We start from the raw sequence: 25,065 nt of genomic DNA on the forward strand, positions 1-25,065 counted from the left end.
TATTGCGGTTATCCACAGTGCCGGGCCTGAATTGTTTAGGGGACAATCAGATTTTTGCTTAGACGCTACGCGCAGGCGGACCCGTACGAGCTGTCACGCTAAGGACCACCATGGAAGAATTCCTCACAGCCCATTTCTGGCTGGCTGTCGGCCAAATCATCATGATCGACATCCTGCTGGGAGGGGACAACGCCGTTGTTATCGCTCTGGCTTGCCGGGGCCTGCCTGCAAAGCAGCGTACCAAGGGCATCCTTTGGGGTACGGTGGGCGCAATCGTGTTGCGTGTGGTGCTGATCGCTTTTGCGCTGTCGCTGTTGCAAGTGCCGTATCTCAAGCTGGTCGGCGCGATTTTGCTGTTGTGGATTGGCATTAAATTGCTGGTGCCTGAGGAAGACGGTGGTCACGACAACATCCAGGCCAGCGACAAGCTGTGGAGTGCGGTGAAAACCGTGATCGTGGCCGACTTGGTCATGAGCATCGACAACGTGATCGCTATCGCGGGTGCAGCCCAGGGTGCTGGCGAGACGCACCAGTTGCCGCTGGTGATCTTCGGTCTGCTGGTCAGCATCCCTATCATCGTGGGCGGTAGCCAGATCGTGCTGAAGCTGATGGACCGCTTCCCGTTCATCATCACCGTAGGTGGCATGTTGCTGGGCTGGATTGCCGGAACCATGGCGCACAGCGATCCAGCTTTGGTCCAGTACCTGCCGCAAGACAAGAACTGGCACTATGCATTTGGCATCGCTGGCGCTTTGATCGTCTTGGCTGTGGGAAAATTCATGCAACGCAAGCCATCGGCTGGTGCCGCTTAATTTGCTGTTTGCAGCCTCACAGTCCTGACCGCTACGTAGGCACGCGGTAAAACAGCCCCATTGGGGCTGTTTTTATGTGTTATTTGTAACAAAATATATCAAAATTGAGCAATCTCGCATATCGGTGTGTCAGATCGACCGCATACCGCGGCAGACTATGATCAATTCTCTGCATACGGTAGTTTGCTCCCCCGAAGTTAGCCTGACAACAAGATGATTTACGAGTTCTGCACGCAAACCCACCCGGGCCTCCTGCGTGAAAATAATGAAGATGCGGTGGCCTTTGACGCGCCCAGCGGCGTTGCCGTCTTGGCGGATGGCATGGGCGGCTACAACGCAGGCGAGGTGGCCAGCAGCATGGCGACCGCCTTTATCCAAACGGAGCTAGGGCGTTGGTTGCTGGATGCGGGCCTCCAGGCCAACGGCAAGGAAGTTCGGCGCGCCATGGATATTTGCGTGCACAACGCCAATCTGGCCGTGTTTACCGCCGCCAATACACACGAGCAGTACGCCGGTATGGGCACCACGCTGGTGGTGGGCGTGTTCCAGGATTCCCGTCTGCTGCTGGGCCACATCGGCGACTCGCGCTGTTACCGGTTTCGCAATAACGCATTGGTGCAAATCACGAAAGACCATTCTTTGCTGCAAGAGCAACTGGATGCGGGTCTGATTACACCGGCCCAGGCGGCTATCTCGGTGAACAAGAATCTGGTTACCCGCGCATTGGGCATCGAGGATACCGTGTTGCTGGAAGTGCATGAACATGTCGTAGAAGAAGGCGATGTGTACTTAATGTGCTCCGATGGCTTGTCTGATATGGTTGAAGATGCCCCGATCGCCCGTATCATGGAAACCGATGCCGAGCTAGAACAAAAAGCCATCCAACTGGTCAGCATCGCCAATGCGCACGGCGGACGGGATAACATTACAGTTTTGCTGGTGCAAGCCATGGCCGGTTCCAAAAAACGGGGACTGGTATCCCGGCTATTAGGAAGCTAGATTTTTACGGGTGCCAAGTCCATGAACAGACACAGGAGCCGACCATGCCCAAATTGATCGTGTCGATCGATGGAGTGGTCATCAAAGAAGTACAGTTGACCAAAGACCGTACGACTTTGGGGCGTCGGCCTTATAACGATATCGTTATCGACAATCTGGCGGTCAGCGGTGAGCATGCCGTCGTCCTGATGGTGGGGCAAGAGGTCCATCTGGAGGATCTCAATAGCACCAACGGTACGTACATCAACGGTAAGGCAGCCCGCAAGCAGGTTCTGCAAAACAACGATTTGGTGGAAGTCGGGAAATACAAGCTCAAGTTCATCCATGAAGGCGCAGAAGCAGGCTTGGAGAAGACTTTTACGACACGGCCAGGGATGGTCAGCGGCGTGCCTTTGGCGACGGGGCCGGTGCAGTACACACGTCGAGCGTCCGACCACTCTGCTCCTACACCGCTCGCCGGCGCTGAGCTCGCAGCCCATAGCCATGCGGCAATCAAAGTGTTGACAGGTGCGGCTGCAGGGCGTGAGGTGACCTTGACAAAGGTCGTCACCACTTTAGGCAAACCAGGGGTGGCGGTGGCGGCGATTACCCGGCGTCCTCACGGCTACGTCGTGGTGCATGTCGAAGGTGCGGAGCAGCCCATGCTGAATGGTTCACCGATTGGCGCCACACCGGTGTCGCTCAAACATAGCGACGTGTTGCAGCTTGCGGGCACGCAAATGCAGTTCATCCAGCCTTAAAGATTGTCGGCAGATCGATAAGCGTTTTCAACGGTATCGGAAGTTGGCACTAAATTCTGTAGCTCAAGCAGTGAGTGAACTGTAAAACGCTTATGTTCTGCGCCAGAATGAGAAAAAGTACCTTTTCTGTCTTTAGCATGCGGGGTAGCCTCTACGCCTCAGTTGCTGTCCGATTCTGATGAGATGGCTCCCCTAATTTGAGATCATATAAAAGGTGTGCCCATGAAGGTCCGCGTACTGGGATGCTCTGGCGCCATCGCGAAAGACTGTAGGACCACGTCTTTCCTTATCGATTCCGATATTTTGATTGATGCGGGTACCGGTGTCGGTGACCTCACGTTGGATGAAATGTGCGCGGTCAACCATGTGTTCCTCACCCACTCGCACCTCGACCACGTAGCCGCGCTACCGCTGATGGTGGACGCTGTGGCATCCCAGAGGACGGAAGCACTGAAAATTTACGCCCTGGCTGGCACCATTGCGGCGCTGAAAGCGCATATTTTTAACAATGTGATATGGCCAGATTTCAGTGTAATTCCTTCTACAGCCGCGCCTTTTATCAGTTTCCACGAAATTGCCATGGGCCAAACTATTTGCGTCGTTGGTAAAAACATTGAAGCTCTGCCCGCTGTGCATACAGTTCCTGCTGTTGGGTATTCCGTATCAGCAGGAGGCCCGTGCTGGGTCTTTACCGGTGACACCGAGCGCAACCCCGCTTTTTGGCGGCGTTTGGAGCAACTTGACGTGGCCATGCTGGTGATTGAAACGGCTTTCAGCAACCGAGAGAAGGAGCTCGCTCGCCGGAGTCTGCATTTGTCCCCGGCTACGCTGGCCAGCGAATTGGATCTGATTGACGAGCAGCATAAGTTCCCCATCTTCATTACCCATACCAAACCTTTTGAGACAGAGTTAATCATGGGTGAGATCGCTCAGTTTGACGAAGTTTTACCTGGAGGTAGTTTTCCGCACGACATACGGTGGCTGAATGCAGGTCAACTGTTCGAAGTGTGAGATAGTGATGTTTCACGCGCGGATATGTCAAAAAAGTCGTTTTTTCGGATGTAGACTTTTGTGGGTGACAAAAAAGTCAACAGTTCAAGATGTTTCAGTGCAGAACTGATAAATCTTCGCAAACTTTTTGACCTTAGCGGAGCAATATTTGCTGGCACGGTATCTGCATTGATTGCTTGTCGTAACATTTACTTTAGGAGTTTTCAATGAAGCGTTCTCTGCAAAAGGGCTTTACCCTTATCGAGCTGATGATTGTCGTGGCAATTATTGGTATTTTGGCTGCAGTAGCTCTGCCTGCATACCAAGATTACACTGTGCGAGCCAAGGTTTCGGAGGTGATTTTGGCGGCTTCTTCAGCCAAAACATCCATTTCTGAAGCAGCACAGGTTTTTGGTCAAATGCCGGACGTTGCTAGCGCAACAGTGAATAATCAAGTTTCTAAGTATGTGAGCGCGGTTTCTTACACTACTTCTGCAACAACGAATGGCATCGTAACGGCTACTGCGCAGGGTGAAGCTCGAATTACTGGCTCCAATATCCAGTTAGTTGGTACGTATTCTTCGACGACTGGCCAAGTTATCTGGATTTGCTCTGGCACTGTTACGGCTAAATACCGTCCTGCTAGCTGCCAAGGCGTTTGATAAAATATTGCCTAAAAGGCCTCCTTCGGGGGGCTTTTTTTATGTCTAAAACACTTGTACCAAGTGGTGTTTGTTGCCCTAAAACTGGAATGACTTCATTTTGAAAAAGCCGCTTCCTCCTCTTTGGTTAAGTTTGTGGATTCCATTGTTAGCAATGGCATGGCTAATCCCCAACCATTATTATCCATGGGCCACATTTCATACGGATGCTTGGGTGGCTGTAATATTGTCTTTTGCGGCATTGGCAGTCATCGTGCGATCAAGTGACAAGGTCAATTGGCATGCTCTCCCTGTAGTTGTGGCGATACTCTCATTTGTGCCATTCGTACAGTTTTTCGCGGGAATGATTCCGTATGCGGGCCAAGCATGGGTGTGCACTGCCTATTTATTAGGGTTTTTGTGTTCACTTTTGATCGGTTCCCGCTGGGAGGCAGCCACGCCGAATATGGCTGCCGACGGTTTATTTCTAGCGATTGGAATCGCCGCCATGGTGTCTGTTGGTTTGCAGTTGCGGCAATGGTTAGGCATATCATTCGATTTTGACCAATTGGAGATTTGGTCCGCTGAGTTTTCACCCGGCCGTCCATCTGCGAATTTAGGGCAACCTAACCAATTAGCTACTCTGCAAATTTGGGGGCTGTTGGCGTGCGCCTGGGGAGTATGTAGAAAAAAAATTGGATTTGCATTCTCTGTGATCACAGCGCTGATTTTGTTATTTGGCATAGTGATGACTCAATCCAGAATGGCATTTTTGGCATTATTTCTGATAACTTGTGCAGCTTGGGTTTGGCGAAGGTTATGGTCTTCCCCTAAAGTACCTCAAGTGATAATTTTGCTTTTTTTATACTTTGTTGGTTGCACATTTTTATTGCAATACTTTAGTAATATATTAGGTCTTGACGTAGAAATTCGTTCCACTTCTTTGGGTGGGGCCTCCACGCTGTTGCGGCTTAAAGCCTATAGTTTGTTCTTGGATGCAGTTGTAAAAAATCCATTGTGGGGTTATGGCTGGAATCGACTGGCCGTTGCGCAATTGACGGTTGCACAAGACCACGCAAACCTGACGGCATTTTTTCTTCAATCTCATAACTTGTTTTTGGATTTGATTCTTTGGTGCGGAATTCCTATCGGAGGTGCAGTTGCAGTTTATTTTTCAATATGGATGATCGATTCGTTAAAAAAGATCTCAAATAAATACGATGCGATTTTAATGGCATTTGTTTTTTCTGTGGGGGTTCATGCAATGCTGGAACTACCTCTGCACCATGCCTATTTTCTTTTGCCAACGGGATTGGTGATGGGTATGTTGAATAATAATCTGCATGCTCGAGTCGTATTTAAGATGAATCGATGGGTTGTGCTTTCAATATTTTTAGTAATATTTGCCCTGTTGGGTTTTATTATTAGAGATTATCTTCGGGTTGATGCTAGTTTCAGAGCATATCGCTTAGAGATGGCTCGTGTTGGCAACTTGCCGCCCGGTGAATCTCCGGATGTTATTTTGTTGAACGATTTGGCAGAATTCATTCGTTATGCACGAAAAGATGTTGAGTCTGATATAAGTGAAGACGATTTGCAAAAACTAAAAAAAATCACAAGCAGTTTTCCAACGCCCTCAAATATGTTAAATATGGCGAAAGCACTGGCTTATCGCCACCGAACGGAAGAAGCCTACGAATGGATAGGTAAAATGGAAAATGTTTTACCTAGAGGATCTTTTCAAGATTTGCAGCGTATATGGATTAATTTATCCCGCACCGAGCCCGCTATTGCGGCAGTCACGTGGTCAATTCCTGCGCAACATCCATCCTCACCGCCTACTCCTTGAAGCTGGCTTTTAAATTAGAAAATATAACGAACTTCGTGTGCTTTATTAATGCGTGCGCTCGGTTTTACTGATTGGAAACTCTGGTTTGCATGTACTCTGCTAGCCGTTCCCTGGCTTAACCCTTTTGCGCCAGGCCCCGCTTCAGCGGTTATCCCCTGGTTGATTTCTTGTGGCGCAGTGGCCGGGTTACTGCTTTTGCAGGCGTTCTGGCTGACCTGGCTACGTGCATCGCGCCTGGATTGGCCGCGGGTGGCGGCCAGCGCCTGGTTGCTTGCGGGAGGACTGAGCAGTGCGATTGGTCTGGCCCAGTATTTTGGCCTGAGTGCAGAGCTCTCCCCTTTGGTAAATGTGGCATCGCTGGGGGAGGCGTTTGGCAACTTGCGGCAGCGCAACCAGTATGCGAGTCTAACCAGCATCGCCTTCGCTGCATTGTTGTGGTGGTCGGTACAAGTTAAGCCGCCGACCATGACCTTGATGCTACGAGGCGGGCAACTGGGCTTGGCAGTGTTGCTGGCGGTGGGCAACGCGGTGTCGTCGTCACGGACAGGTTTATTCCAGATCACGCTGCTGCTGGGTCTTGTTGGCCTATGGGGGGGCTATAGCCAACCGGCTGCGCGTCTGGTGGTGGGGTACGTACTTGCTTACGGCTTTGGCTTGCTTGCCTTGCCTATGGTGATTGGTTTGGACCCCTGGTCCAGCGGTGCCTGGGCGAGGCTGCAGGCGGGCGATGCCGTGTGCTCCAGCCGCATTACGCTGTGGCGCAACGTGCTGGCGCTGATCGCCGAGCATCCCTGGTTCGGCTGGGGCTGGGGCGAACTTGACTATGCCCACTACATCACCTTGTACGACGGCCCGCGGTTTTGCGACATTCTGGACAACGCCCACAACCTGCCGCTTCATCTGGCGGTCGAGCTGGGTGTGCCGACGGCGCTGGCCCTGTGTGGCCTGCTGACGATATGGGTGCTGCGCGCCAGGCCCTGGGCCGAGACCGATGCCACCCGGCAGATGGCCTGGTCGGTGCTGGCGGTGGTGGGTTTGCACAGCCTGCTGGAATACCCGCTGTGGTACGGCCCGTTCCAGATTGCCGTGGGCTTGTGTGTGTTGCTGTTATGGCGGCGTCCGCCAGCGGTATTTATGAAAAATCGGGCCCTGGTGCAAGTAGGATATGCAGGGATGGCTACTTTTTTGATAGCGGCATGCGCTTATGCGGGCTGGGACTACCACCGGATCAGCCAGATTTACCTGGCGCCCGATGCGCGCGATCCGGCCTACCGGACCGACACCTTGAACAAGATCCGCGACACCCGCCTGTTCCAGAGCCAGGTCCGGTTTGCCGAGCTGTCGGTGACCCCGCTGACGGCGGAGAACGCGGCCGCCCAGTTGCGTCTGGCGCTGGATATGCTGCATTTCTCTCCCGAGGCCAGGGTGGTGGAGCGGGTGATCGACAGCGCGCTGCTGCTGGGGCGCGACGACATTGCGGCCTTCCATCTGGCCCGCTTCAAGGAGGCGTTTCCCGATGCTTATGCCGACTGGATGGCCAGCCACCCGCCGGCGCCGTAAATCGATCAGCGCGTATTGCTCTGCACAATGCTGTCGACAAACTCCTTGATCGCCAGTTGTGCCTTGGGCTCGATGGAGGTGAATTCCACCGGGAACATGTACCCGCCATCGATCTTGGTCACACGCAGCACCTTGGCGTAAATCTCGGTCAGCTCGCGGCCCATCAGTGAAAGCGACAGCGCGATCTTGATGTCGTCAAAAGGCTCCAGCTCGTCCGGGCTGACGACGAACATGCCGCCATAGCCTAGATCGACAATCCGGCCGGTATGCTCTTCGGGCAGCACCGATTTGCCCTTCAGGACCTGGTAAGCCAGCGGCATGTCCACTTCGACACGGGCGCTGTTGCGCACCTCGCGTTGGGGGGCGGTCATCGGACGCGCGCCGCGCAGGGCCAGCAGCTCGACCATGCGCACGCAGCCCCTTTTGCCTTTCACCTGCACCTCGTTGACATCGCCGATGTCGATGTAGTCCTTGGCTTGCTGGTAGGTGTTCTCGCTCAGCAGAATCTGCCCGCGCAGGCTGTGCGCCTCGACCCGTGAGGTCAGGTTCACCTGGTCGCCGATCACCGTGTATTCGCTGTGCAGCCGTGAGCCCAGGTGGCCGACCACCACCTCGCCGGTGTTGATGCCTATACCCATGTACAGCGGCGCCATGCCGTGCAGCAAGTTCTGCGCATTGATGTCGTCCATGGCCAGCTGCATCTCGATGGCGCAGGCCAGCGCGGCCTCGATGTCGTTGTCCAGCGGCAGCGGCGCGCCGAACAGCACCATGATGGAGTCGCCCATGAACTTGTCGATGCAGCCGCCGTGGCGCACGATGATCTCGGTCATTCGCTCCAGATAGCGGTTCAGCGCCGTCACCATCTCCATGGCGGTGAATTGCTCGGCCACCGCGGTGAAGCCGCGCAGGTCGGATAGCAGAATCGTCACCCGCCGGGTCTCGCTGTCGGTGGGGGCGTGCACCGTGGCGCGGTCGATGGCGGTGCCAATTGCTTGCAGGCGCTGTTCGCCGTTCTGCGGCAGTGCCGGGTTGCCGGGGTCAAAAGTCGCCAGCAGTTCGCGGATCAGATCTTGCCGGTCGATGTGCTTCATGGCGCCACAAAGCTCCCCGACTTGCCGCCGTGCTTTTCCACCACCCGCACTCCCTGCATAACCATGCCGCGGTCGACTGCCTTGCACATGTCGTAAATCGTCAGCAGGGCGACTTGCACCGCGCACAGTGCTTCCATCTCCACCCCGGTCGGACCCACGGTTTCCACCGTGGCGGTGCACTGCACCGATGGTGGCTCGGCCAGTGTCGCAAACTCCACCGCCACCCGGGTCAGCGCCAGCGGATGGCACAGGGGCACCAGGTCGCTGGTCTTCTTGGCCGCCTGGATGCCGGCGATGCGCGCAATCCCCAGCACATCGCCTTTCTTGGCGTTGCCGCTCTCGATCACGGCCAGCGTGGCGGCCAGCATGTCAATCCGGCCGGTGGCCACGGCCGTGCGGTGGGTATGGGCTTTGGCGGCCACGTCGACCATATGGGCTTGGCCGTGGGCGTCAAAATGCGTCAGGGTCGTCATGCGGGTCACAATCCGGGATTTACAGAAACTTCACTCATCTCAAGCATCATAAGGTTATGGTCAACTGGAAAGAACGGTTTCGTGCGGCGGGCATCCACATCGGGATTTGCCTGGGCGTGGCCTTGCTGGCGGGCCTGGTGGTGTTTGGTCTGTGGTACCCCTATCCTTACCGGGAGATATCGGGAGGACGCGAGCTTTTCTTGCTGGTGGTCGCGGTGGATGTGGTACTCGGTCCGCTGCTGACCCTGGCGATCTTCGACCGCGCCAAGCCCTGGCCAGTGCTGCGGCGCGACCTGGCCGCCATTGCCCTGGTGCAACTGGGCGGGTTGGGCTACGGTATGTGGACGGTGTTCGAGGCCCGTCCGGTGCACCTAGTGTTTGAAGTCAATCGCTTTCGGGTGGTGCATGCGGCCGAAGTGCCGCGTGAGCTGCTGGACCAGACACCTGCCAGCATCACCGCCTTGCCGTTGTGGCGTCCGACGCTGTTGTCGCTGCGCCCCTTCAAGGATGGAACCGAAAAGTGGAACTTGGCGCTGGCAGAAATGGGCGGTGTGCCCATTGCCGCCCGGCCCGATGTCTGGCAAAGCTATGCCGCCGGCCAGGCCGATGTCCGCAAAGCTGCCAGGCCGGTGGCCGAACTTAGCAGTCGCTTCGCCGGCAGCGCCGCCGACATCGGCCGGACGGTAGCCGCTACCGGGCTCAGCGCCGACGGCCTGGGTTATCTGCCTCTGATAGGGCGCAAGTCCTACTGGACGGTCTTTGTCGATCTGCAGACCGCACAGCCCATCGCCTTTCTGCCATTGGATTCATTTTGAACAAAATTTTTATGAAAAATAGGGGTTTGGCGAATGCATACCATGCGTCGGCAGCTCTATTTTTAATAGCAAGTACGCTGCTGCTTCCCGTGCCTGGTGTGGCCCAAACGCGCGCCGCCCCGGCAGCCGAGCTGCCCAGCCTGGGCGACGGCAACAGCATGGGCACCAGCGCCGAGCGCCGTCTGGGCGAGCGGATTGCCCGCGAGATCTACCGCGACCCCGACTACATCGACGACGCCGTGCTGGTCGAGTACGTGCAAAGCATCTGGCAGCCGCTGCTGGCTGCAGCCCGCCAGCGTGGCGAGTTGACCGACGAGCTGGACCAGCGCTTCGCCTGGGAGGTGCTGATGGGTGCCGACCGCACCATCAACGCCTTCGCCGTGCCCGGCGGTTACCTGGGCCTGCACCTGGGGCTGATCGGCGTGGTCACCAGCGACGACGAGCTGGCCTCGGTGCTCGGCCACGAGCTCAGCCATGTGACCCAGCGGCATATCGCCCGGATGATGGATTCGCAAAACCGGCAAACCCCCTGGATGATCGGCGCCATGGTGCTGGGCGCGCTGGCCGCCAGCAAGAACCCCGACGCCGCCAACGCGATGATCGTCGGCGGCCAGGCGGCGGCGGTGCAGAACCAGCTGAACTTCTCGCGCGACATGGAGCGCGAGGCCGACCGCATCGGCTACGGCGTGATGACGCAGGCCGGCTTCGACCCGCTGGGCTTCGTCAGCATGTTCGAAAAGCTGCAGCAGGCCTCGCGCATCAGCGACAACGGCTCCTTCCCCTATCTGCGCAGCCATCCGCTGACCACCGAGCGCATTGCCGACATGCAGTCGCGCCAGGCGTTGGACGCGCGGCCCACGCCTACGCCGCAGAGCCCGGTGCAGGCTATGATGGCGGCCCGCGCGCGGGTGCTGGGCAACCCTGGTGTGGACATGCTGCGTGCCTGGGTTGGCGAGGCCAAAGGCGCCAAACCGACCGGCCCGGCCATGGATGTGCGCAGCGTCGGCGTGCTCTACGCTGGCACGCTGTCGGCGCTGCGCCAGCGTGACTTTGCCCAGGCCCGCGGCCTGGTGGTCCGGCTGCAAGCCCTGGTTGAGCCCCACGCCGCCGCCGTCCGCATCGCCCGCCTGCTGGCGGCCGAAATCGAATGGACGGCGGGCGATCTGCCCGCCACAGCTGCGCTGGTTGACATGCAAGCCCCGGGCCGGCCCGAGCTGCTGCTGGGTTCGCAGATCCGCACCCGCAGCGGCAAGGCGGTAGACGCGATCGCCCGGCTGCAGCCCTGGGTGGCCTTGCATCCGCGCGACGGCACGGCCTGGCAGCTGCTGGCCGCCGCCTACACCGCGCAAGGCCAGACCCTGCGCGCGATCCGCGCCGAGGCCGAGGCCCAGGTGGCCCGGCTGGACTATGCGGGGGCGATGGACCGCTTCCGTGCCGCGCAAGACTGGGCGCGCAAGCCGCCAGTTGGCAGCGGGCCGGTGGACGACATCGAGGCTTCGATCATCGACACCCGCGCGCGGCAAATCCAGGCACAGCTGAAACAGCAGGCCCTGGACAAGCTAGACAAATGAGTCGATGGCGATGCCGAGTGCCGAATAGATCAGCGAGCCGATCAAGGCCGCGGTGAACCCGGTCACGTGGAAGCCGGCCAGCAGGCCGGACGCCGACCAGAACATCAGCGCGTTCAGCACAAACAGGAAGAGGCCCAAGGTCAGCACCGTGACCGGCAGGGTCAACACCACCAACACCGGCCGCAGCACGGTATTGAGCAGGCCGATCACCAGCGCTGCGATCAGCGCCGTGGTGAAGTTCTGCACTTGCACTCCGCTGTACAGATGGGCCACCAGAAGCAGGGCGGCCGCGCTGAGCAGCCATTTGAGTAGAAGTTTCATGCGGCCAAGGATACCGCTTCTGCGGGGCCGCATGGACCGCGGATCAGGCCGTGGCTTGCACTTTACGTCGTGCGCTCCAGCTGCCCGTGGCCAGCACGCCGGCAACCGCTACTGCGTACACACCCCAATGGGCGGCAGTGCTCCAGGGGGCGGCGGGGCCGAACACCGAGGCAAGTACCGGTTCGCCGACGATCATCTTGGCAGCGGTAAAGGCCAGCACGGCGGCGCCGATCTGGATGATGGCCGGGAAGCGCTCGACCAGCTTCAGCACCACGGTGCTGCCCAGCACCACGATGGGCACGCTGACCAACAGGCCGATCACCACCAGGTCGAAGGCGCCATGGGCGGCACCGGCCACGCCCAGCACGTTGTCCACGCCCATCAGCGCGTCGGCCACCAGAATGGTTTTCATCGCGCCCCAGAAGGTGCTGACTACCGGACCGTCGTGCCCGTCTTCGCTGCCCTGGTCGGCCAGCAGTTTGTAAGCAATCCACAGCAGGCCCAGACCGCCGACCAGCATCAGGCCGGGAATCTTCAGCAGCCAGACCACGCCGATGGTCATCACCGAACGCACGGCGATGGCGCCCACGGTGCCCCACATGATGGCCTTCTTCTGCAGATGCGGCGGCAGGTTGCGCGCGGCCAGGGCGATGACGATGGCGTTGTCGCCGGCCAGTACCAGGTCGATCAAAATGATCGCCAGCAGGGCAGACCACCAGGGGGCGGATAAAAATTCCATGAAAGTACTCCTAATGACTTACATTCCGCCCGGTTGGCAGGCCTTTGGCCTGCCAACCGGGCGGAATGTAAGTCGTGACTCCGTAACGTTGTGGGTAACCGCAAACGGTGAGATCGGGAGTGTGGGGCGGGCTGGCCGCTGGGAGCACTTCGACCCCAACCATTGCAGGTGGGTATCGAAGGTCTTGCTCGGCATCTGTGAGATGCCCCGCTGGCCGGAAGCCCTTGCGGGGCAACGTATTGACGACCAGTGGGTGCCCGCGATTGCGGCGGGCGGGAGCTACTCCCCTTCAAGCCCGCGATTAGAGCACAATCACCCTCCCTTTGCCAACCCTCGCGCTGATCCTTGTCCATGGCCGGAATCCACATCACTGACATCGAAGCCGCCATCAACTACTGGCGGGCCCAGAAGCCGTCGCCTGACGGCATCACCCTGTGCGCCGAATTGCGCGCCCTGGCCGAGGTGTACGCGCTGTTGGTTTACTACCACGAAGACGAGGCCGACGAGGCCAGCATGCCGCCCAAGGCCCGCGCCGCCTGGCTGGCCTGGTACGAAACCACGCCCGACACCCCGTGCATCGCCATCTGCTCGACCTTCCAGGGCGACGCCCTGTGCAAAGGCTGCGGCCGAACCTTCGAGGAGGTCCAGCTCTGGCCCGCCATGGGACCGGTAGAAAAGCGCGCTACCTGGCGCCGCATCACCCAGGAGGGCACCTCCTGGCGCTTCAATCGCTACGCCGAACGCGCCGCCGAAGGTCGCTTGCCTGCTATTGATTAAGTAGCTGTTGGCGCAGATGAAATAAGCGCTAGCGGCCTAAAAGGTATTGAAAATAGAGCGGGAGTTACTTCCAGCGGACGCACTCTACGTCTACGCTGCCTTTTTCGCTGCTGAGGGTCAGGGCGCCCTCTTGCACCGTGGCCTGCAGTTGCATGCTGCGCTCGGCCAGCGCCGCCAGGGCCTGCGATGCCTCGGTGGGCACGCGCCAGACCTGCAGGTTTTGCGGGCGCGACAGTTTGGATTCCATGCTGCGCCACCAGATGTCGGCCGAGGAGCTGAACGGGTACAGCAGCACCTGGTCGGCCTTGCCGCAGGCTTTGATCAGCGGTTTGTCTTCGGGCTGGCCGACCTCGACCCAGAGCTTGGTCTGGCCGGTGAAATCGCGCAGGCTCAGATCCGGGTCGTCCGGGTTGCTGAGTCCCGCGCCAAACGCCAGCACACCGTCGCCGCCGCACACGCTTTGCAGCTTGTAGGCGTTCAGCGCCAGCGCCACCAGGCGCACCATCATGCGTTCGTCGGTTTCGCTGGGATGGCGCGCCAGGGTCAGCGCGTGGTCGGCATAGTAGCCGTGGTCAATGTCTGCAATTTGCAGGTTGGCCTTAAAGATCGTGGATTTGAGGGCCATGCAAATTACTATTGTTTTTATAGCTGCTAGCGTAGGTACTACCTGCGCTAGAGGCCTATTTTTTAAAAATTACGCTCGGCGTGCCAGCTCGGCTGCGATGCCGGTGTAGCTACCTGGCGTCATGGCCAGCAGGCGCTGCTTCTCGGCTTCGGGAATCTCCAGCGAGGCGATCAGGCCGTGCAGGGCTTCGGCGGTGACGGTCTTGCCGCGGGTGACTTCCTTGAGCTTTTCGTAGGCGCCCTGTACGCCGTAGCGGCGCATCACGGTCTGGATCGGCTCGGCCAGCACTTCCCACGACGCATCGAGGTCAGCGGCCAGGGCTTCTTCGTTGAGTTCCAGCTTGTTCAGCCCGGTCAGCAGCGACTGGTAGGCCAGCGCCGCATAGCCCACGGCCACGCCCATATTGCGCAGCACGGTGGAATCGGTCAGATCCCGCTGCCAGCGGCTGATAGGCAGCTTTTCGCTCAGGTGGCGCAGCAAGGCGTTGGCCAGGCCCAGATTGCCTTCGGCGTTCTCGAAGTCGATCGGGTTGACCTTGTGCGGCATGGTGCTGGAGCCGATTTCGCCGGCTTTCAGGCGCTGCTTGAAGTAGCCCAGCGAGACATAGCCCCAGACATCGCGCGACCAGTCGATCAGGATGGTGTTGGTGCGGGCGATGGCGTCGAACAGCTCGGCCATGTAGTCGTGCGGCTCGATCTGGATGCTGTAGGGCTGGAACGTCAGGCCCAGGCCCCAGGGGGCGATGCCGGCTTCGGACACCGGCTCGGGGGTCTCGATGACCTTGCGGCTGAAAGCTTCCCAGTCGAAATCGGGCCAGGCGGACAGGTGGGCGTTGTAGTTGCCGACCGCGCCGTTCATCTTGGCCATCAGCGGCACGCCGGCGATCTTCTCGCGGGCGGCGGCCAGGCGGACCAGCACGTTGGCGACTTCCTTGCCCACCGTGGTCGGGCTGGCGGTCTGGCCGTGGGTGCGGCTGAGCATGGGTACGTCGGCAAATGCCTGGGCCATTTCGCGCAGCTTGGTGATCAGAGCGTCCAGGCCGGGCAGGATCACCAGGTTGCGCGCGCCCTTGAGCTGCAACGCGTGGCTGGTGTTGTTGATGTCTTCGCTGGTGCAGGCAAAGTGCACGAACTCGGCGGCGGCCAGCAGCTCGGGCCGGGCTTCGAATTTGGACTTGATCCAGTATTCGACGGCTTTCACGTCGTGGTTGGTGGTTTTTTCGATTTCCTTGATGGCGCGGCCATCGGATTCGCTGAAGTTCTTCACCAGGTTCAGCAAATAGGTGCGCGCGCCAGGGGTCAGCGGCTTGAATTCAGCGAAACCGGCGTCGCTGAGGGCGATGAACCAGGCGACTTCGACCTGGACACGGCGTTGCATATAGCCCTGTTCGCTCATCAAAGGGCGCAGGGAGGCGAGTTTGGCGGCGTAGCGGCCGTCCAGTGGCGACAGGGCCGAGATCGTGGAAAGATTCATACCCGAATTGTAGGATGCGCGCCACCCCGGCGGCTTGGCGGGCCCGCGACAGGGGGGTGAATCGCTAGAATGGATGCATCCCCAGTCCTATCTTGCCCATGAAACTCATCGGATCTCTCACCAGCCCCTACGTACGCAAAGTGCGCGTTGTGATGGCCGAAAAAAAGCTCGACTACCAGCTGGTGCTGGAGGACGTGTGGGCGTCGGGCACCAATATTTCCGAGTCCAACCCGCTGGGCAAAGTGCCTTGCCTGGTGATGGAAGGCGGCGAAGCCGTGTTTGATTCGCGGGTCATCGTTGAGTACCTGGACACCTTGTCGCCGGTCGGCAAGCTGATTCCGGCGCAAAGCCGTGAACGTGTGGAAGTCAAAACCTGGGAAGCGCTGGCCGATGGCCTGTGCGACGCCGGCCTGCTGGCGCGCATGGAATCCGTCTGGGTGGACCGCCCCGAGGCCCAGCGCAGCCAGGCCTGGATCGACCGCCAGATGGGCAAGATCGACGCCACCCTGAAAGCCATGTCCCGCGGCCTGGCCGAGAAGCCGTTTTGCAGTGGCATCCACCTGAGCCTGTCCGATATTGCCGTGGGCTGCGCGCTGGGCTGGCTGGAGTTTCGCTTCCCGGCCGTGGACTGGCGCAGCCGCCACCCGAACCTGGGCAAACTGCAAGACAAGCTGATGCAGCGTCAGAGCTTTATCGACACAAAGCCAGTGTAGGGCGTGGGTAAGCCCTTGATCGCCACACCGCAAACCCAGCATTTCCCCGACCGTCTCCCACTGCAAGGCGGCGGTTCCATCCGTGCCTACGACTTGGCGTTTGAAACCTATGGCACGCTGAATGCCGATAAGTCGAATGCGGTACTGGTTTGCCATGCGCTGAACGCCTCGCACCATGTGGCCGGCGTGTATGCCGACCAGCCCAAATCTGCCGGCTGGTGGGACAACATGGTCGGGCCCGGCAAGCCGCTGGACACCAACCGCTTCTTCGTCATCGGCGTGAACAACCTGGGCTCGTGCTTTGGGTCCACCGGGCCTATGCACGTCCACCCTGACACAGGCCAGGTCTACGGTGCCGACTTTCCGGTGGTCACGGTGGAAGACTGGGTCAACGCCCAGGCCCGCCTGCTCGACAGCCTGGGCATACAGCAGCTCGCGGCCGTAATGGGTGGCAGCCTGGGCGGCATGCAGGCGCTGGGCTGGACGCTACAGTATCCAGAGCGCGTGCGGCATGCGGTGGTGATCGCCAGCGCGCCGAACCTGACGGCAGAGAACATCGCCTTCAACGAAGTGGCGCGCCGCGCCATCGTCACCGACCCGGACTTCCACGGCGGCCACTTCTACCAGCATGGCGTGGTGCCGCAGCGCGGCCTGCGCATCGCCCGCATGATCGGCCATATCACCTACCTCAGCGACGACGTGATGAACACCAAGTTTGGCCGCCAGCTGATTGGTGACAGCTACCGCTACACCACGCAGGACGCCGAGTTCCAGATCGAAAGCTATCTGCGCTACCAGGGCGACAAGTTCAGCGACTACTTCGATGCCAACACTTATCTGCTGATCACCCGCGCGCTCGACTACTTTGACCCGGCCCGGCATTTCGACGGCAAGCTGACCGCGGCCTTTGCCAAGGTGCAGGCGCAGTTTCTGCTGGTCAGCTTTACCACCGACTGGCGCTTCTCGCCGCAGCGCAGCCGCGAGATGGTCAAGGCTTTGTTGGACAACCGGCGCACCGTCAGCTATGCCGAGATCGACGCGCCGCACGGCCACGATGCGTTTTTGCTGGACGACGCCCGCTACATGGCGACGGTACGCGCCTACTTCGACCGTATCGCCCAAGAGGTGGCAGCATGAGCGCCCAAGCCACGATGGAATCGATTGCCCGCCTGGTGCCCAAAGGCTCGCGCGTGCTGGACCTGGGCTGCGGCGACGGCGCTTTGCTCGCGCATCTGCAGGCCACGCGCGGTTGTTCGGGCTACGGCATTGAAATCGACGACGCCAAGTTGCTGAAATGCGTGCAGCGCGGCGTGAATGTGATCCAGCTGAACCTGGACGAAGGCCTGGCGATGTTCGACGACGCCTCGTTCGACGTGGTGCTGCAGATCGACACCTTGCAGCATCTGCGCAATGCCGAAACCATGCTGCGCGAAACCGCCCGCGTGGGACGCACGGGCGTGCTGGCCTTCCCCAACTTCGCGCACTGGCCGAACCGCATGAGCATTCTGCGCGGCCGCATGCCGGTGACCAAGCGCCTGCCCTACCAGTGGTACGACACGCCGAATATCCGCGTCGGCACCTTCAAGGACTTCGAGGTGCTGGCCGAGAAGAACGACCTGCGTATCCTGGATGCGTTTGGTTTGCAGGAAGGCCGCGAAGTGCGCGTCTGGCCGAACGCGCTGGCCGGCACCGCAGTCTTCAAGTTCCAGCGGAGCTGATCTCTGCCAGCTGCTGCAAGCGGCTTGCCAGCAGGCTGAGGGCCTCGCGCAAGGCCGGCGGCTGGCGCACTGCGAAGTCAAACGGCAGGCGCGCCAGTTCGCGTGCAAACCAGTGCACGTCGTCGGCTTGGCTGTGCAACACCACGCCGCCGTCCACCGGGTGCAGCAGGCCTATGCTGTCGAACAGTGCGGCACGCGCCGTCTCCATATCCGTGTGCAGCAAGACCTCGATCTGGATCGCCCGTGGAATGCTGGCGACCCCCAAGGCCAGGTGGCGCACGGCATCAAAGTCGGCCGGCGGCACGAACTGGTGATCGTTCGGCTGCACCGCCTGTACCCGGTCCAGTCGGAACGAGCGCAGCCCCTGGCGCAGATGGCAATGGCCGACCACGTACCAGCGCCGGCCCCGGTAGGCCAGGCCGTAGGGGTCGAAGTCCCGCTCGCTCACCACGTCCTGCGCCGAGCAGTAGTGCAGATGCACTTGCTGCTGCTGGTAGGCGGCCAGGCTGAGCGCGATCAGCGCCTGGTTGTCCTTGGCCGGTTCTGCAGGCCGATGCTCCAGCACCACGGTTTCGCCCAGCGCCCGCACCCGCTGCTTCAGCGGGGCCGGCATCACCCGCTCCAGCTTGGCCTGGGCACTTTCGACGGCGGCCGTGGCAGCCGCCAGACCCAGGCCGCGCGCCGCCACCAGTCCTAGCGAGATGGCCAGGGCCTCATCGTCGGTAAACACCATGGGCGGCAGCTTGAAGCCGGGCATCAGGCTGTAGCAGCCGTAGCGGCCACGCTCGGCCAGCACCGGAATGCCCAGGTCTTCCAGCTTGCGGATGTAGCGCCGTAGCGTCCGCCCATCTACTTCCAGGCGCTGCGCCAGATCCGGGCCACTCAGGTGGCCGTGGGCTTGCAGCAGCTCCAGCACGGTCAGCACACGGGTGGTGGGGGAATACATGCTCGTAAGTTTAGGCAGGTATCAGGGCCAATATCGCCCTGATAGGGTTTTAAGCTGAGGTTTTCAATCCACAGAAGCTCTACGCGATGACCCACTACACCCACCTTTGGCTCTTTTTCGTGATGGTGCTCGGCATCATTGTTTTGCCCGGTATGGACATGGCGTTCGTGCTGTCCAACGCCTTGGTCGGTGGGCGCAAGTCCGGCCTGTATGCCGTAGCTGGAATGGTGGCCGGGGGCATCTGCCATGTTGTGGCCGGGGTGCTGGGACTCGGCTTGGTGCTGCGCTGGGTGCCGGGCCTGCTGAATGCCTTGCTGCTGCTGGGCGCGGTGTACATCGCCTGGATCGGCGTGTCGGTGCTGCGCAGCCAGTCGGCGATAGGGCCGCTGCCAGCGGTCGGCACGCCGCCGCCCGGGGTCATCTTCCGCCGGGCCATGCTGACCTGTTTGATGAACCCCAAGGCCTATTTGTTCATGCTGGCGATCTTTCCGCAGTTTCTGCGCGTGGAATATGGGGCGGTGTGGGTCCAGGCTGTCGTGCTGGGGCTGATCATCGCGTTGACGCAGACCGTGGTCTACGGTTTCTGGGCTGTGGCGGCTGGGGGCTCGCGCGCCTGGCTGGCGGCCCGGCCCCAGGCCTCCATAGCCATGGGGCGGCTGGTGGGCGGCGTGCTGGTGCTGGGGGCGGTATGGACGGCGGTGCAGGGCTGGAATGCCGTCTAACCGGCGCTGAAAAGCTCTAAAGTCCCCGGCGTTTTACACTCTAGGGTTGGCATGCGTGTGATGTCGCAGCCACGGCTTGCTTGATTCCGGCCCAATTTCCTCTTGAGAACGCCCTGATGACTACTGTCCATACCTCTTCCATCCACAGCCTGCCCCTGCTGGCGCGCGGCAAGGTGCGCGATAACTACGCCGTGGGCGATGACCGCATTCTGATGGTGGCCAGCGACCGCCTGAGCGCCTTCGACGTGATCCTGGGCGAGCCCATCCCCGGCAAGGGTATTTTGCTGACGCAAATGGCCTTGTTCTGGTTCGGCAAGCTGGGCCATATCTGCCCTAACCACCTGACCGGCGAAGCGCCCGAGAGCGCGGTTCTACCGGATGAAGTGCCCCAGGTGCAAGGTCGCTCCATGCTGGTCAAGCGCCTGAAGCCCATCCCGGTGGAAGCCGTGGTGCGCGGCTACCTGGCCGGCAGCGGCTGGAAGGAATACCAGGAAAGCCGTTCGGTCTGCGGCGTGCCGCTGCCCGAGGGTTTGACCAATGCCTCCAAGCTGCCTGCGCCGATCTACACCCCGGCGGCCAAGGCGGCAGTCGGCGACCACGACGAAAACATCACCTTCGAGAAAACCGTGGAAATGATCGGCGCCGACCTGGCCGGCCGCATCCGCGACATCAGCATCCAGATCTACTCCGAAGCCGCCGCCATTGCGCTGACCAAGGGCGTGATCATTGCCGACACCAAGTTCGAGTTCGGCCTGGACACCGACGGCACGCTGGTGCTGATGGACGAGGTGCTGACCCCCGACTCCTCGCGCTTCTGGCCGGTCGAAGGCTATTTGGAGGGCACGAACCCGCCCAGCTACGACAAGCAATTCGTGCGCGACTGGCTGGAGCAGGTGCAGATCGACGGCAAGCCCTGGAACAAGACCCCGCCCGCACCCCGCGTGCCGCAGGAGGTGATCGCCAAGACCGCCGCCAAGTACCAGGAAGCGCTGCAACGCCTCACGGCCTAGGCCATGGCCAGCTCTCTGGTGGCGCGCAGCCTGGCGCACATCTGGCACCCCTGTACCCAGATGCAGCGCGCGGCCCAGGTGCCGCCGCTGCCCATGGTGCGCGGCCAGGGTGTCTGGCTGTTTGACGAAGACGGAAATCGCTACTTTGACGCCATCAGTTCCTGGTGGGTGAACCTGTTCGGCCATGCCGACGCGCGCATCAACGCCGCCATCAAGGACCAGCTGGACACCTTGCCGCATGTGATGCTCGCAGGCTGCACCCATGCGCCGGCGGTGGAGCTGGCCGAGCGGCTGTCGGCCCTTACGCAAGGCGTACTCGGCCACTGCTTCTTCGCCAGTGATGGCGCGTCTGCAGTGGAAATCGCGCTGAAGATGGCTTTCCACCACTGGCGTAACCGGGGGCTGGCCGACAAGCGCGAATTCGTCTGTCTGCGCCAGGGCTACCACGGCGAAACCCTGGGCGCGCTGGCCGTCACCGATGTGCAGATCTTCCGCGATGCCTACGACCCGCTGCTGTTGCGTTCGCACCAGGTGATGTCGCCCGACGCGCGCCAGGCCTTGTCCGGCGAATCGGCGGCCGACGTGGCGCTACGCGCCGCGGCCGAGTTGCAGTCCTTGCTCGAAGCGCGCCATGGCCAGATCGCCGCCCTCATTCTCGAGCCACTGGTGCAGGGCGCCGCCGGTATGGCCATGTACGACCCCGTCTATCTGCGTGCCGTGCGGGCACTGTGCGACCAGTACCAGGTGCTGCTGATCGCCGACGAGATCGCCGTCGGCTGCGGCCGTAGCGGCACCTTCTTTGCGGTGGAGCAGGCTGGCATCTGGCCCGATCTTCTGTGCCTGTCCAAAGGCATCAGCGGCGGCTACCTGCCGCTGTCCCTGGTGCTGTCGCGCGACAGCGTCTATGAGGCTTTTCTGGACGACGACGTGGCGCGCGGCTTTTTGCATTCGCATTCCTACACCGGCAACGCGCTGGCCTGCCGCGCCGCGCTGGCGGTGCTGGACCGGTTTGCCGAAGACGATGTGCTGAACCACAACCGCCAGCAAGCGACCATCCTCAGTGCCGGGTTGGTGCCCTTGCAGGCCGACCCGCGCGTCGAGAATTTCCGCCACATCGGCATGATCTGGGCATTCGACGTGAAAGAGCCGCTGGCTGGTGCGCGCTTTGCCGAGCGCTTTCACCTGGCCGGCCGGGCCCGCGAGCTGCTGATTCGCCCGATCGGCCGCACTGTGTATCTGCTGCCGCCGTATTTGCTGGACGCAGAGCTGTCGCCTTGGCTGGCCCAGCAGGTGATGGCCACGCTGGACGACGTACTGAACCAAACCCCCACCGATGCTGATCGAGCACCTGAACCGCCAACTGCGTGAGCGTGCCGAGCAGGCGCTGACCCGCAGCCGCCGCACGGCCGAGTCGCCGTGTGCGCCCCAGCAGCGCGTGGCGCGCGATGGCCAGCCGGCGCGCGAGATGCTGGCCTTCTGCAGCAACGACTACCTGGGCCTGGCCAACCACCCGGCCTTGATCGCTGCGCTGGCCGAGGGCGCACAGCGCTTCGGTGCGGGCAGCGGCGCCTCGCATCTGGTCAGCGGCCACTCCAGCGCGCACGCCAGGCTGGAAGCCGAACTGGCGGCCTGGATGGCGCCGAATATTCCTAACGCCCGGGCTTTGTACTTCTGCACCGGCTATATGGCAAACATGGCTCTGGCGCCCGCACTTGCTGCGCAGGGTGCTACGATTTTTGCAGATAAGCTGAACCACGCCTCATTGGTCGACGGTGCGCTGTTGTCCAAGGCTACGCTGCAGCGATACGCCCACCGCAACCTGGTGGTGTTGGAGCGCCAGCTCAGCGCCTGCGACAGTGCGATCAAGCTGATCGTCACCGACGCTGTGTTCAGCATGGACGGCGACCTGGCCGATTTGCCGGTGATGCTGGCGCTGGCCGAAAAATACGACGCCTGGCTGGTGGTCGACGACGCGCATGGCGTTGGCGTGCTGGGGCCGCAAGGCCGTGGCAGCCTCGCGCATTTCGGTCTGTGCAGCGAGCGGTTGATCTACATGGGCACGCTGGGCAAGGCCGCCGGCGTGGCCGGAGCCTTCATCGCCGCGCACCCGACCATCGTGGAGTGGCTGGTGCAGACCGCGCGGCCCTACATCTACACGACGGCTGCGCCGCCCGCCATCGCCCACGCCGTCAGCGCCAGCCTGCTGGTGCTGGCCTCTGACGATGGCGCACAGCGCCGCGCCCATCTTGAACGCTTGGTGGGTTTGTTGCGCCGCCAGCTGACCTTGCTGATGGAGGCCCATCCTTCGCTGGGCTGGAGCCTGGCCGATTCGCACACCGCCATCCAGCCGCTGATCGTCGGCGACAACGCTGCCGCACTGGCCTTGTCGGCGGCGCTGGAGCGGCAAGGCCTGTGGGTGCCGGCGATCCGCCCGCCGACGGTGCCGGTAGGCACTGCACGGCTGCGCATAACCCTCAGCGCTTCGCACACGGTTCACGACGTTCTGCGCCTGGTCAATGGGCTGGCGCTGGCGGCCCAGGATCTGCATGTCTGAAATTTTTATTACGGGTACCGACACCGAAATCGGCAAGACCCGCATCAGCGCGGCGCTGCTGCATTGGTGCGCGCAACAGGGTTGGCGCAGCGCCGGCTTCAAGCCGGTGGCGGCGGGGCTGGAGGCCGATGGCAGCAACGAAGACGTGCAGGCGCTGCGCGCAGCCGGTTCGCTGGCGCTGAGCAGCGCCGAGGTCGGCCCGCTGCAGTTCCAGGCCGCCTGTGCGCCGCATATCGCCGCCGCGCTGGAAGGCCGGGCCATCGACCTGCCGACTCTGGTGCAACAGGCCCGCGCATTGGCTGCCCGTGCCGACGTGCTGGTGGTCGAAGGCGTGGGCGGCTTCTGCGTGCCGCTAGGCCCCGATGCCGACACCGCCGACTTGGCACTGTCGCTGGGCTATCCGGTAGTTTTGGTGGTCGGCCTGCGCCTGGGCTGCATCAGCCACGCCCTGCTGACGGCCGAGGCGATCCGCGCCCGTGGCCTGCGGCTGGCCGGCTGGGTGGCGAATACGGTCGATCCGCAAATGGCCCATTTGCAGGCCAATCTGGACACGCTGTGCCACGAATTCACGCGCCGGCACCAGGCGCCGTGCCTAGGCGTAGTGCCGCGCCTGGCCGAGCCGACGCCGGCTGCCGTCGCCGCGCACCTGGATGTCGCCGCCTTGCACAGATTGTTTTCCGCATGACCCCGATTGCGCCTTTTGTCGACGCCGCCTTTCTGGCCAATCCCTATCCGGCCTACCAAGCGCTGCGCGAGGCCGGGCCCATCCACTGGAGCACCGAATTCTTCGGCGGCGCCTGGCTGCTGACGCGCCATGCCGATGTTGAGCAGGTGCTGCGCGACCCGCGTTTCTCGGCGCAGCGCACCGGTGGCTGGGTGAACGACCGCGAGCAAGAAAAAGGCGAGTTGGCCGGCTTCCAGCAGCTGTTCGCCCGCGCCATGCTGTTCCTCGATGCGCCCGACCATGGCCGCATCCGCAAGGTGCTGAATGCCGGCTTCAAACCCGAAGCGATCCAGGCGCTGCTGCCGCACATTGAGCAGACCGTTAGCGAGCTGCTGGACGCGGTCGACGGCCAGCCCAGCTTCGACTTCATGCAGGCCGTAGCGCGCCCGCTGCCGGTGCGCGTCATCGCCAAGATGATGGGCATAGACCCCGATGCGAACGCCGATTTCGTCGCATGGTCGGACGACCTGGCGGTCTTCATCGGCGCGCCGCTGGCGACCCACGCGCAGGCGCGCCGCGCCCAGGCCAGTCTGCTGGCCATGGGCCGCTATTTCGAAACCCTGGTGGCGCAGCGCCGCCAGAATCCCGGTGACGACCTTGTCAGCCGCTTGTTGCAGGCCGAAGACGCGGGCGACATCCACAGCCACGCCGAGCTGCTGGCCCAGTGCGCGATGCTGCTGTTCGCCGGCCATGAGACCACGCGCAATCTGCTGGGCAACGGCCTGTATGCCTTGCTGAGTAACTCCGATCAATGGCAGCGCCTGCAACAAGACCCCGGCTTGCTGCCGGGCGCGGTGCGCGAGCTGCTGCGCTTCGACAGTCCGGTGCAGTACACCGGCCGCCGCGTCGCCGCGGATATGGAATTGCACGGCCAACGGCTGCGCCGGGGCGATCTGGTGGTGCCGCTGATCGGCGCAGCGAACCGCGACCCGGCACGGCATCCCGAGCCGGACCGGCTGGATGTGGCCGGGCGTGATGGTGGTTCGGTGTCCTTCGGCTCGGGCGCGCACGTCTGCATTGGTGCCATGCTGACGCGGGTGGAGGCGGAGATCACTTTCAGGCTGCTGTTGCAGCGGTTTCCCGATTTGCGCTTGGGTGAAGCTGCAGTGCAGTGGGTGGCGAATCCGGCTTATCGGGGCGTAGTGGCGTTGCCGGTGAATGTGGGTAGCTCTTGAACGCTGGCGAGAGATCTTGCCTCTAGC

26 protein-coding genes are annotated in these 25,065 nt (G+C 61.3%); 19 read left to right on the forward strand and 7 right to left on the reverse strand.

Features of this window, described 5'->3' with window-relative positions:
* The first annotated feature begins 110 nt into the window (after window positions 1–110).
* The 7 genes from BLT66_RS09420 (at window position 111) to BLT66_RS09450 (ending at window position 7,591) form a co-directional block, all read left to right on the forward strand.
* The gene (locus BLT66_RS09420) at window positions 111–812 is read left to right on the forward strand and encodes a TerC family protein (protein ID WP_092757425.1); all 702 of its coding nucleotides are present in this window, start codon (window positions 111–113) and stop codon (window positions 810–812) included.
* Between the two features lie 213 nt (window positions 813–1,025).
* Window positions 1,026–1,811: a Stp1/IreP family PP2C-type Ser/Thr phosphatase gene (locus BLT66_RS09425; protein WP_092757426.1), complete on the forward strand. Its 786-nt coding sequence runs from the start codon at window positions 1,026–1,028 to the stop codon at window positions 1,809–1,811.
* 44 nt (window positions 1,812–1,855) lie between these two features.
* Window positions 1,856–2,551: an FHA domain-containing protein gene (locus BLT66_RS09430; RefSeq protein ID WP_092757427.1), complete on the forward strand. Its 696-nt coding sequence runs from the start codon at window positions 1,856–1,858 to the stop codon at window positions 2,549–2,551.
* Window positions 2,552–2,773: 222 nt separating this feature from the next.
* Window positions 2,774–3,562 carry a 3',5'-cyclic-nucleotide phosphodiesterase gene (locus tag BLT66_RS09435; protein ID WP_092757428.1) on the forward strand — a complete coding sequence of 263 codons (789 nt, stop codon included), beginning with the start codon at window positions 2,774–2,776 and terminating at the stop codon, window positions 3,560–3,562.
* A gap of 206 nt (window positions 3,563–3,768) precedes the next feature.
* Window positions 3,769–4,203: a pilin gene (locus BLT66_RS09440; RefSeq protein ID WP_092757429.1), complete on the forward strand. Its 435-nt coding sequence runs from the start codon at window positions 3,769–3,771 to the stop codon at window positions 4,201–4,203.
* A gap of 100 nt (window positions 4,204–4,303) precedes the next feature.
* Complete coding sequence (locus tag BLT66_RS09445; protein ID WP_143029184.1) at window positions 4,304–6,031, forward strand: PglL family O-oligosaccharyltransferase; 1,728 nt, start codon at window positions 4,304–4,306, stop codon at window positions 6,029–6,031.
* 177 nt (window positions 6,032–6,208) lie between these two features.
* Complete coding sequence (locus tag BLT66_RS09450) at window positions 6,209–7,591, forward strand: PglL family O-oligosaccharyltransferase (RefSeq protein WP_255406855.1); 1,383 nt, start codon at window positions 6,209–6,211, stop codon at window positions 7,589–7,591.
* 5 nt (window positions 7,592–7,596) lie between these two features.
* On the opposite strand, the gene BLT66_RS09455 is transcribed toward BLT66_RS09450, so the two are convergent.
* On the reverse strand, window positions 7,597–8,682 hold the full coding sequence (locus BLT66_RS09455) for an adenylate/guanylate cyclase domain-containing protein (protein ID WP_092757432.1): 1,086 nt from the start codon (window positions 8,680–8,682) through the stop codon (window positions 7,597–7,599).
* Window positions 8,679–9,155 carry a cyclic pyranopterin monophosphate synthase MoaC gene (gene moaC / locus BLT66_RS09460; RefSeq protein ID WP_092757857.1) on the reverse strand — a complete coding sequence of 159 codons (477 nt, stop codon included), beginning with the start codon at window positions 9,153–9,155 and terminating at the stop codon, window positions 8,679–8,681. Before moaC ends, BLT66_RS09455 begins: the two co-directional genes overlap by 4 nt.
* Before the next feature lie 56 nt (window positions 9,156–9,211).
* On the opposite strand from moaC, the gene tfpZ reads away from it, so the two are divergent.
* Both tfpZ and BLT66_RS09470 read left to right on the forward strand, forming a co-directional pair.
* Entirely contained in the window at window positions 9,212–9,970 is a 759-nt protein-coding gene (tfpZ, locus tag BLT66_RS09465) for a TfpX/TfpZ family type IV pilin accessory protein (protein ID WP_092757433.1), read from the forward strand.
* Between the two features lie 11 nt (window positions 9,971–9,981).
* Entirely contained in the window at window positions 9,982–11,541 is a 1,560-nt protein-coding gene (locus BLT66_RS09470; protein WP_092757434.1) for a M48 family metalloprotease, read from the forward strand.
* Here the strand turns inward: BLT66_RS09470 and BLT66_RS09475 are convergent.
* Together BLT66_RS09475 and BLT66_RS09480 are read right to left on the reverse strand one after the other, a co-directional pair.
* Window positions 11,530–11,862 (reverse strand): phage holin family protein, encoded by a 333-nt coding sequence (locus BLT66_RS09475; RefSeq protein WP_092757435.1) that lies wholly within the window; start codon window positions 11,860–11,862, stop codon window positions 11,530–11,532. The genes BLT66_RS09470 and BLT66_RS09475 overlap by 12 nt on opposite strands.
* 43 nt (window positions 11,863–11,905) lie before the next feature.
* Window positions 11,906–12,601 carry a TerC family protein gene (locus tag BLT66_RS09480; RefSeq protein WP_092757436.1) on the reverse strand — a complete coding sequence of 232 codons (696 nt, stop codon included), beginning with the start codon at window positions 12,599–12,601 and terminating at the stop codon, window positions 11,906–11,908.
* 351 nt (window positions 12,602–12,952) lie between these two features.
* Here BLT66_RS09480 and BLT66_RS09485 point away from each other — a divergent pair, with 351 nt between their 5' ends.
* Entirely contained in the window at window positions 12,953–13,378 is a 426-nt protein-coding gene (locus BLT66_RS09485; protein ID WP_092757437.1) for a DUF3717 domain-containing protein, read from the forward strand.
* 64 nt (window positions 13,379–13,442) lie between these two features.
* Here the strand turns inward: BLT66_RS09485 and BLT66_RS09490 are convergent, their stop codons facing one another.
* Window positions 13,443–14,003: a YaeQ family protein gene (locus BLT66_RS09490; protein ID WP_092757438.1), complete on the reverse strand. Its 561-nt coding sequence runs from the start codon at window positions 14,001–14,003 to the stop codon at window positions 13,443–13,445.
* 69 nt (window positions 14,004–14,072) lie between these two features.
* Entirely contained in the window at window positions 14,073–15,476 is a 1,404-nt protein-coding gene (gene purB / locus BLT66_RS09495; RefSeq protein ID WP_092757439.1) for an adenylosuccinate lyase, read from the reverse strand.
* 98 nt (window positions 15,477–15,574) lie between these two features.
* On the opposite strand from purB, the gene BLT66_RS09500 reads away from it, so the two are divergent.
* From BLT66_RS09500 to metW, 3 genes are read left to right on the forward strand one after another with little or no spacing between them, the layout of a single operon-like run.
* Window positions 15,575–16,189: a glutathione S-transferase N-terminal domain-containing protein gene (locus BLT66_RS09500; RefSeq protein ID WP_092757440.1), complete on the forward strand. Its 615-nt coding sequence runs from the start codon at window positions 15,575–15,577 to the stop codon at window positions 16,187–16,189.
* 3 nt (window positions 16,190–16,192) lie between these two features.
* Window positions 16,193–17,326, forward strand: coding sequence for a homoserine O-succinyltransferase MetX (locus BLT66_RS09505; protein WP_255406856.1), 1,134 nt, complete (start codon window positions 16,193–16,195; stop codon window positions 17,324–17,326).
* On the forward strand, window positions 17,323–17,907 hold the full coding sequence (gene metW, locus BLT66_RS09510; RefSeq protein ID WP_092757442.1) for a methionine biosynthesis protein MetW: 585 nt from the start codon (window positions 17,323–17,325) through the stop codon (window positions 17,905–17,907). Before BLT66_RS09505 ends, metW begins: the two co-directional genes overlap by 4 nt.
* Here the strand turns inward: metW and BLT66_RS09515 are convergent.
* Window positions 17,888–18,853 (reverse strand): helix-turn-helix transcriptional regulator, encoded by a 966-nt coding sequence (locus BLT66_RS09515; RefSeq protein WP_092757443.1) that lies wholly within the window; start codon window positions 18,851–18,853, stop codon window positions 17,888–17,890. The genes metW and BLT66_RS09515 overlap by 20 nt on opposite strands.
* An 86-nt stretch (window positions 18,854–18,939) precedes the next feature.
* Between BLT66_RS09515 and BLT66_RS09520 the strand changes: the two genes are divergently transcribed.
* The 6 genes from BLT66_RS09520 to BLT66_RS09545 all read left to right on the forward strand — a co-directional run bounded on the left by BLT66_RS09520 (window position 18,940) and on the right by BLT66_RS09545 (window position 25,038).
* On the forward strand, window positions 18,940–19,575 hold the full coding sequence (locus tag BLT66_RS09520) for a LysE family translocator (RefSeq protein ID WP_092757444.1): 636 nt from the start codon (window positions 18,940–18,942) through the stop codon (window positions 19,573–19,575).
* Between the two features lie 116 nt (window positions 19,576–19,691).
* Window positions 19,692–20,585 (forward strand): phosphoribosylaminoimidazolesuccinocarboxamide synthase, encoded by an 894-nt coding sequence (locus BLT66_RS09525; RefSeq protein WP_092757445.1) that lies wholly within the window; start codon window positions 19,692–19,694, stop codon window positions 20,583–20,585.
* A 3-nt stretch (window positions 20,586–20,588) separates the two neighbouring features.
* Window positions 20,589–21,953 (forward strand): adenosylmethionine--8-amino-7-oxononanoate transaminase, encoded by a 1,365-nt coding sequence (gene bioA, locus BLT66_RS09530; RefSeq protein ID WP_092757446.1) that lies wholly within the window; start codon window positions 20,589–20,591, stop codon window positions 21,951–21,953.
* The gene (bioF, locus tag BLT66_RS09535; RefSeq protein WP_092757447.1) at window positions 21,919–23,139 is read left to right on the forward strand and encodes an 8-amino-7-oxononanoate synthase; all 1,221 of its coding nucleotides are present in this window, start codon (window positions 21,919–21,921) and stop codon (window positions 23,137–23,139) included. Before bioA ends, bioF begins: the two co-directional genes overlap by 35 nt.
* The gene (gene bioD, locus BLT66_RS09540) at window positions 23,132–23,824 is read left to right on the forward strand and encodes a dethiobiotin synthase (protein ID WP_092757448.1); all 693 of its coding nucleotides are present in this window, start codon (window positions 23,132–23,134) and stop codon (window positions 23,822–23,824) included. The genes bioF and bioD overlap by 8 nt, the downstream gene beginning before the upstream one ends.
* On the forward strand, window positions 23,821–25,038 hold the full coding sequence (locus tag BLT66_RS09545) for a cytochrome P450 (protein WP_092757449.1): 1,218 nt from the start codon (window positions 23,821–23,823) through the stop codon (window positions 25,036–25,038). The genes bioD and BLT66_RS09545 overlap by 4 nt, the downstream gene beginning before the upstream one ends.
* The last annotated feature ends 27 nt before the right edge of the window (window positions 25,039–25,065 follow it).

This window comes from Rhodoferax sp. OV413 (genome assembly GCF_900104385.1).
Classification (GTDB): Bacteria; Pseudomonadota; Gammaproteobacteria; order Burkholderiales; family Burkholderiaceae_C; genus Rhodoferax_B.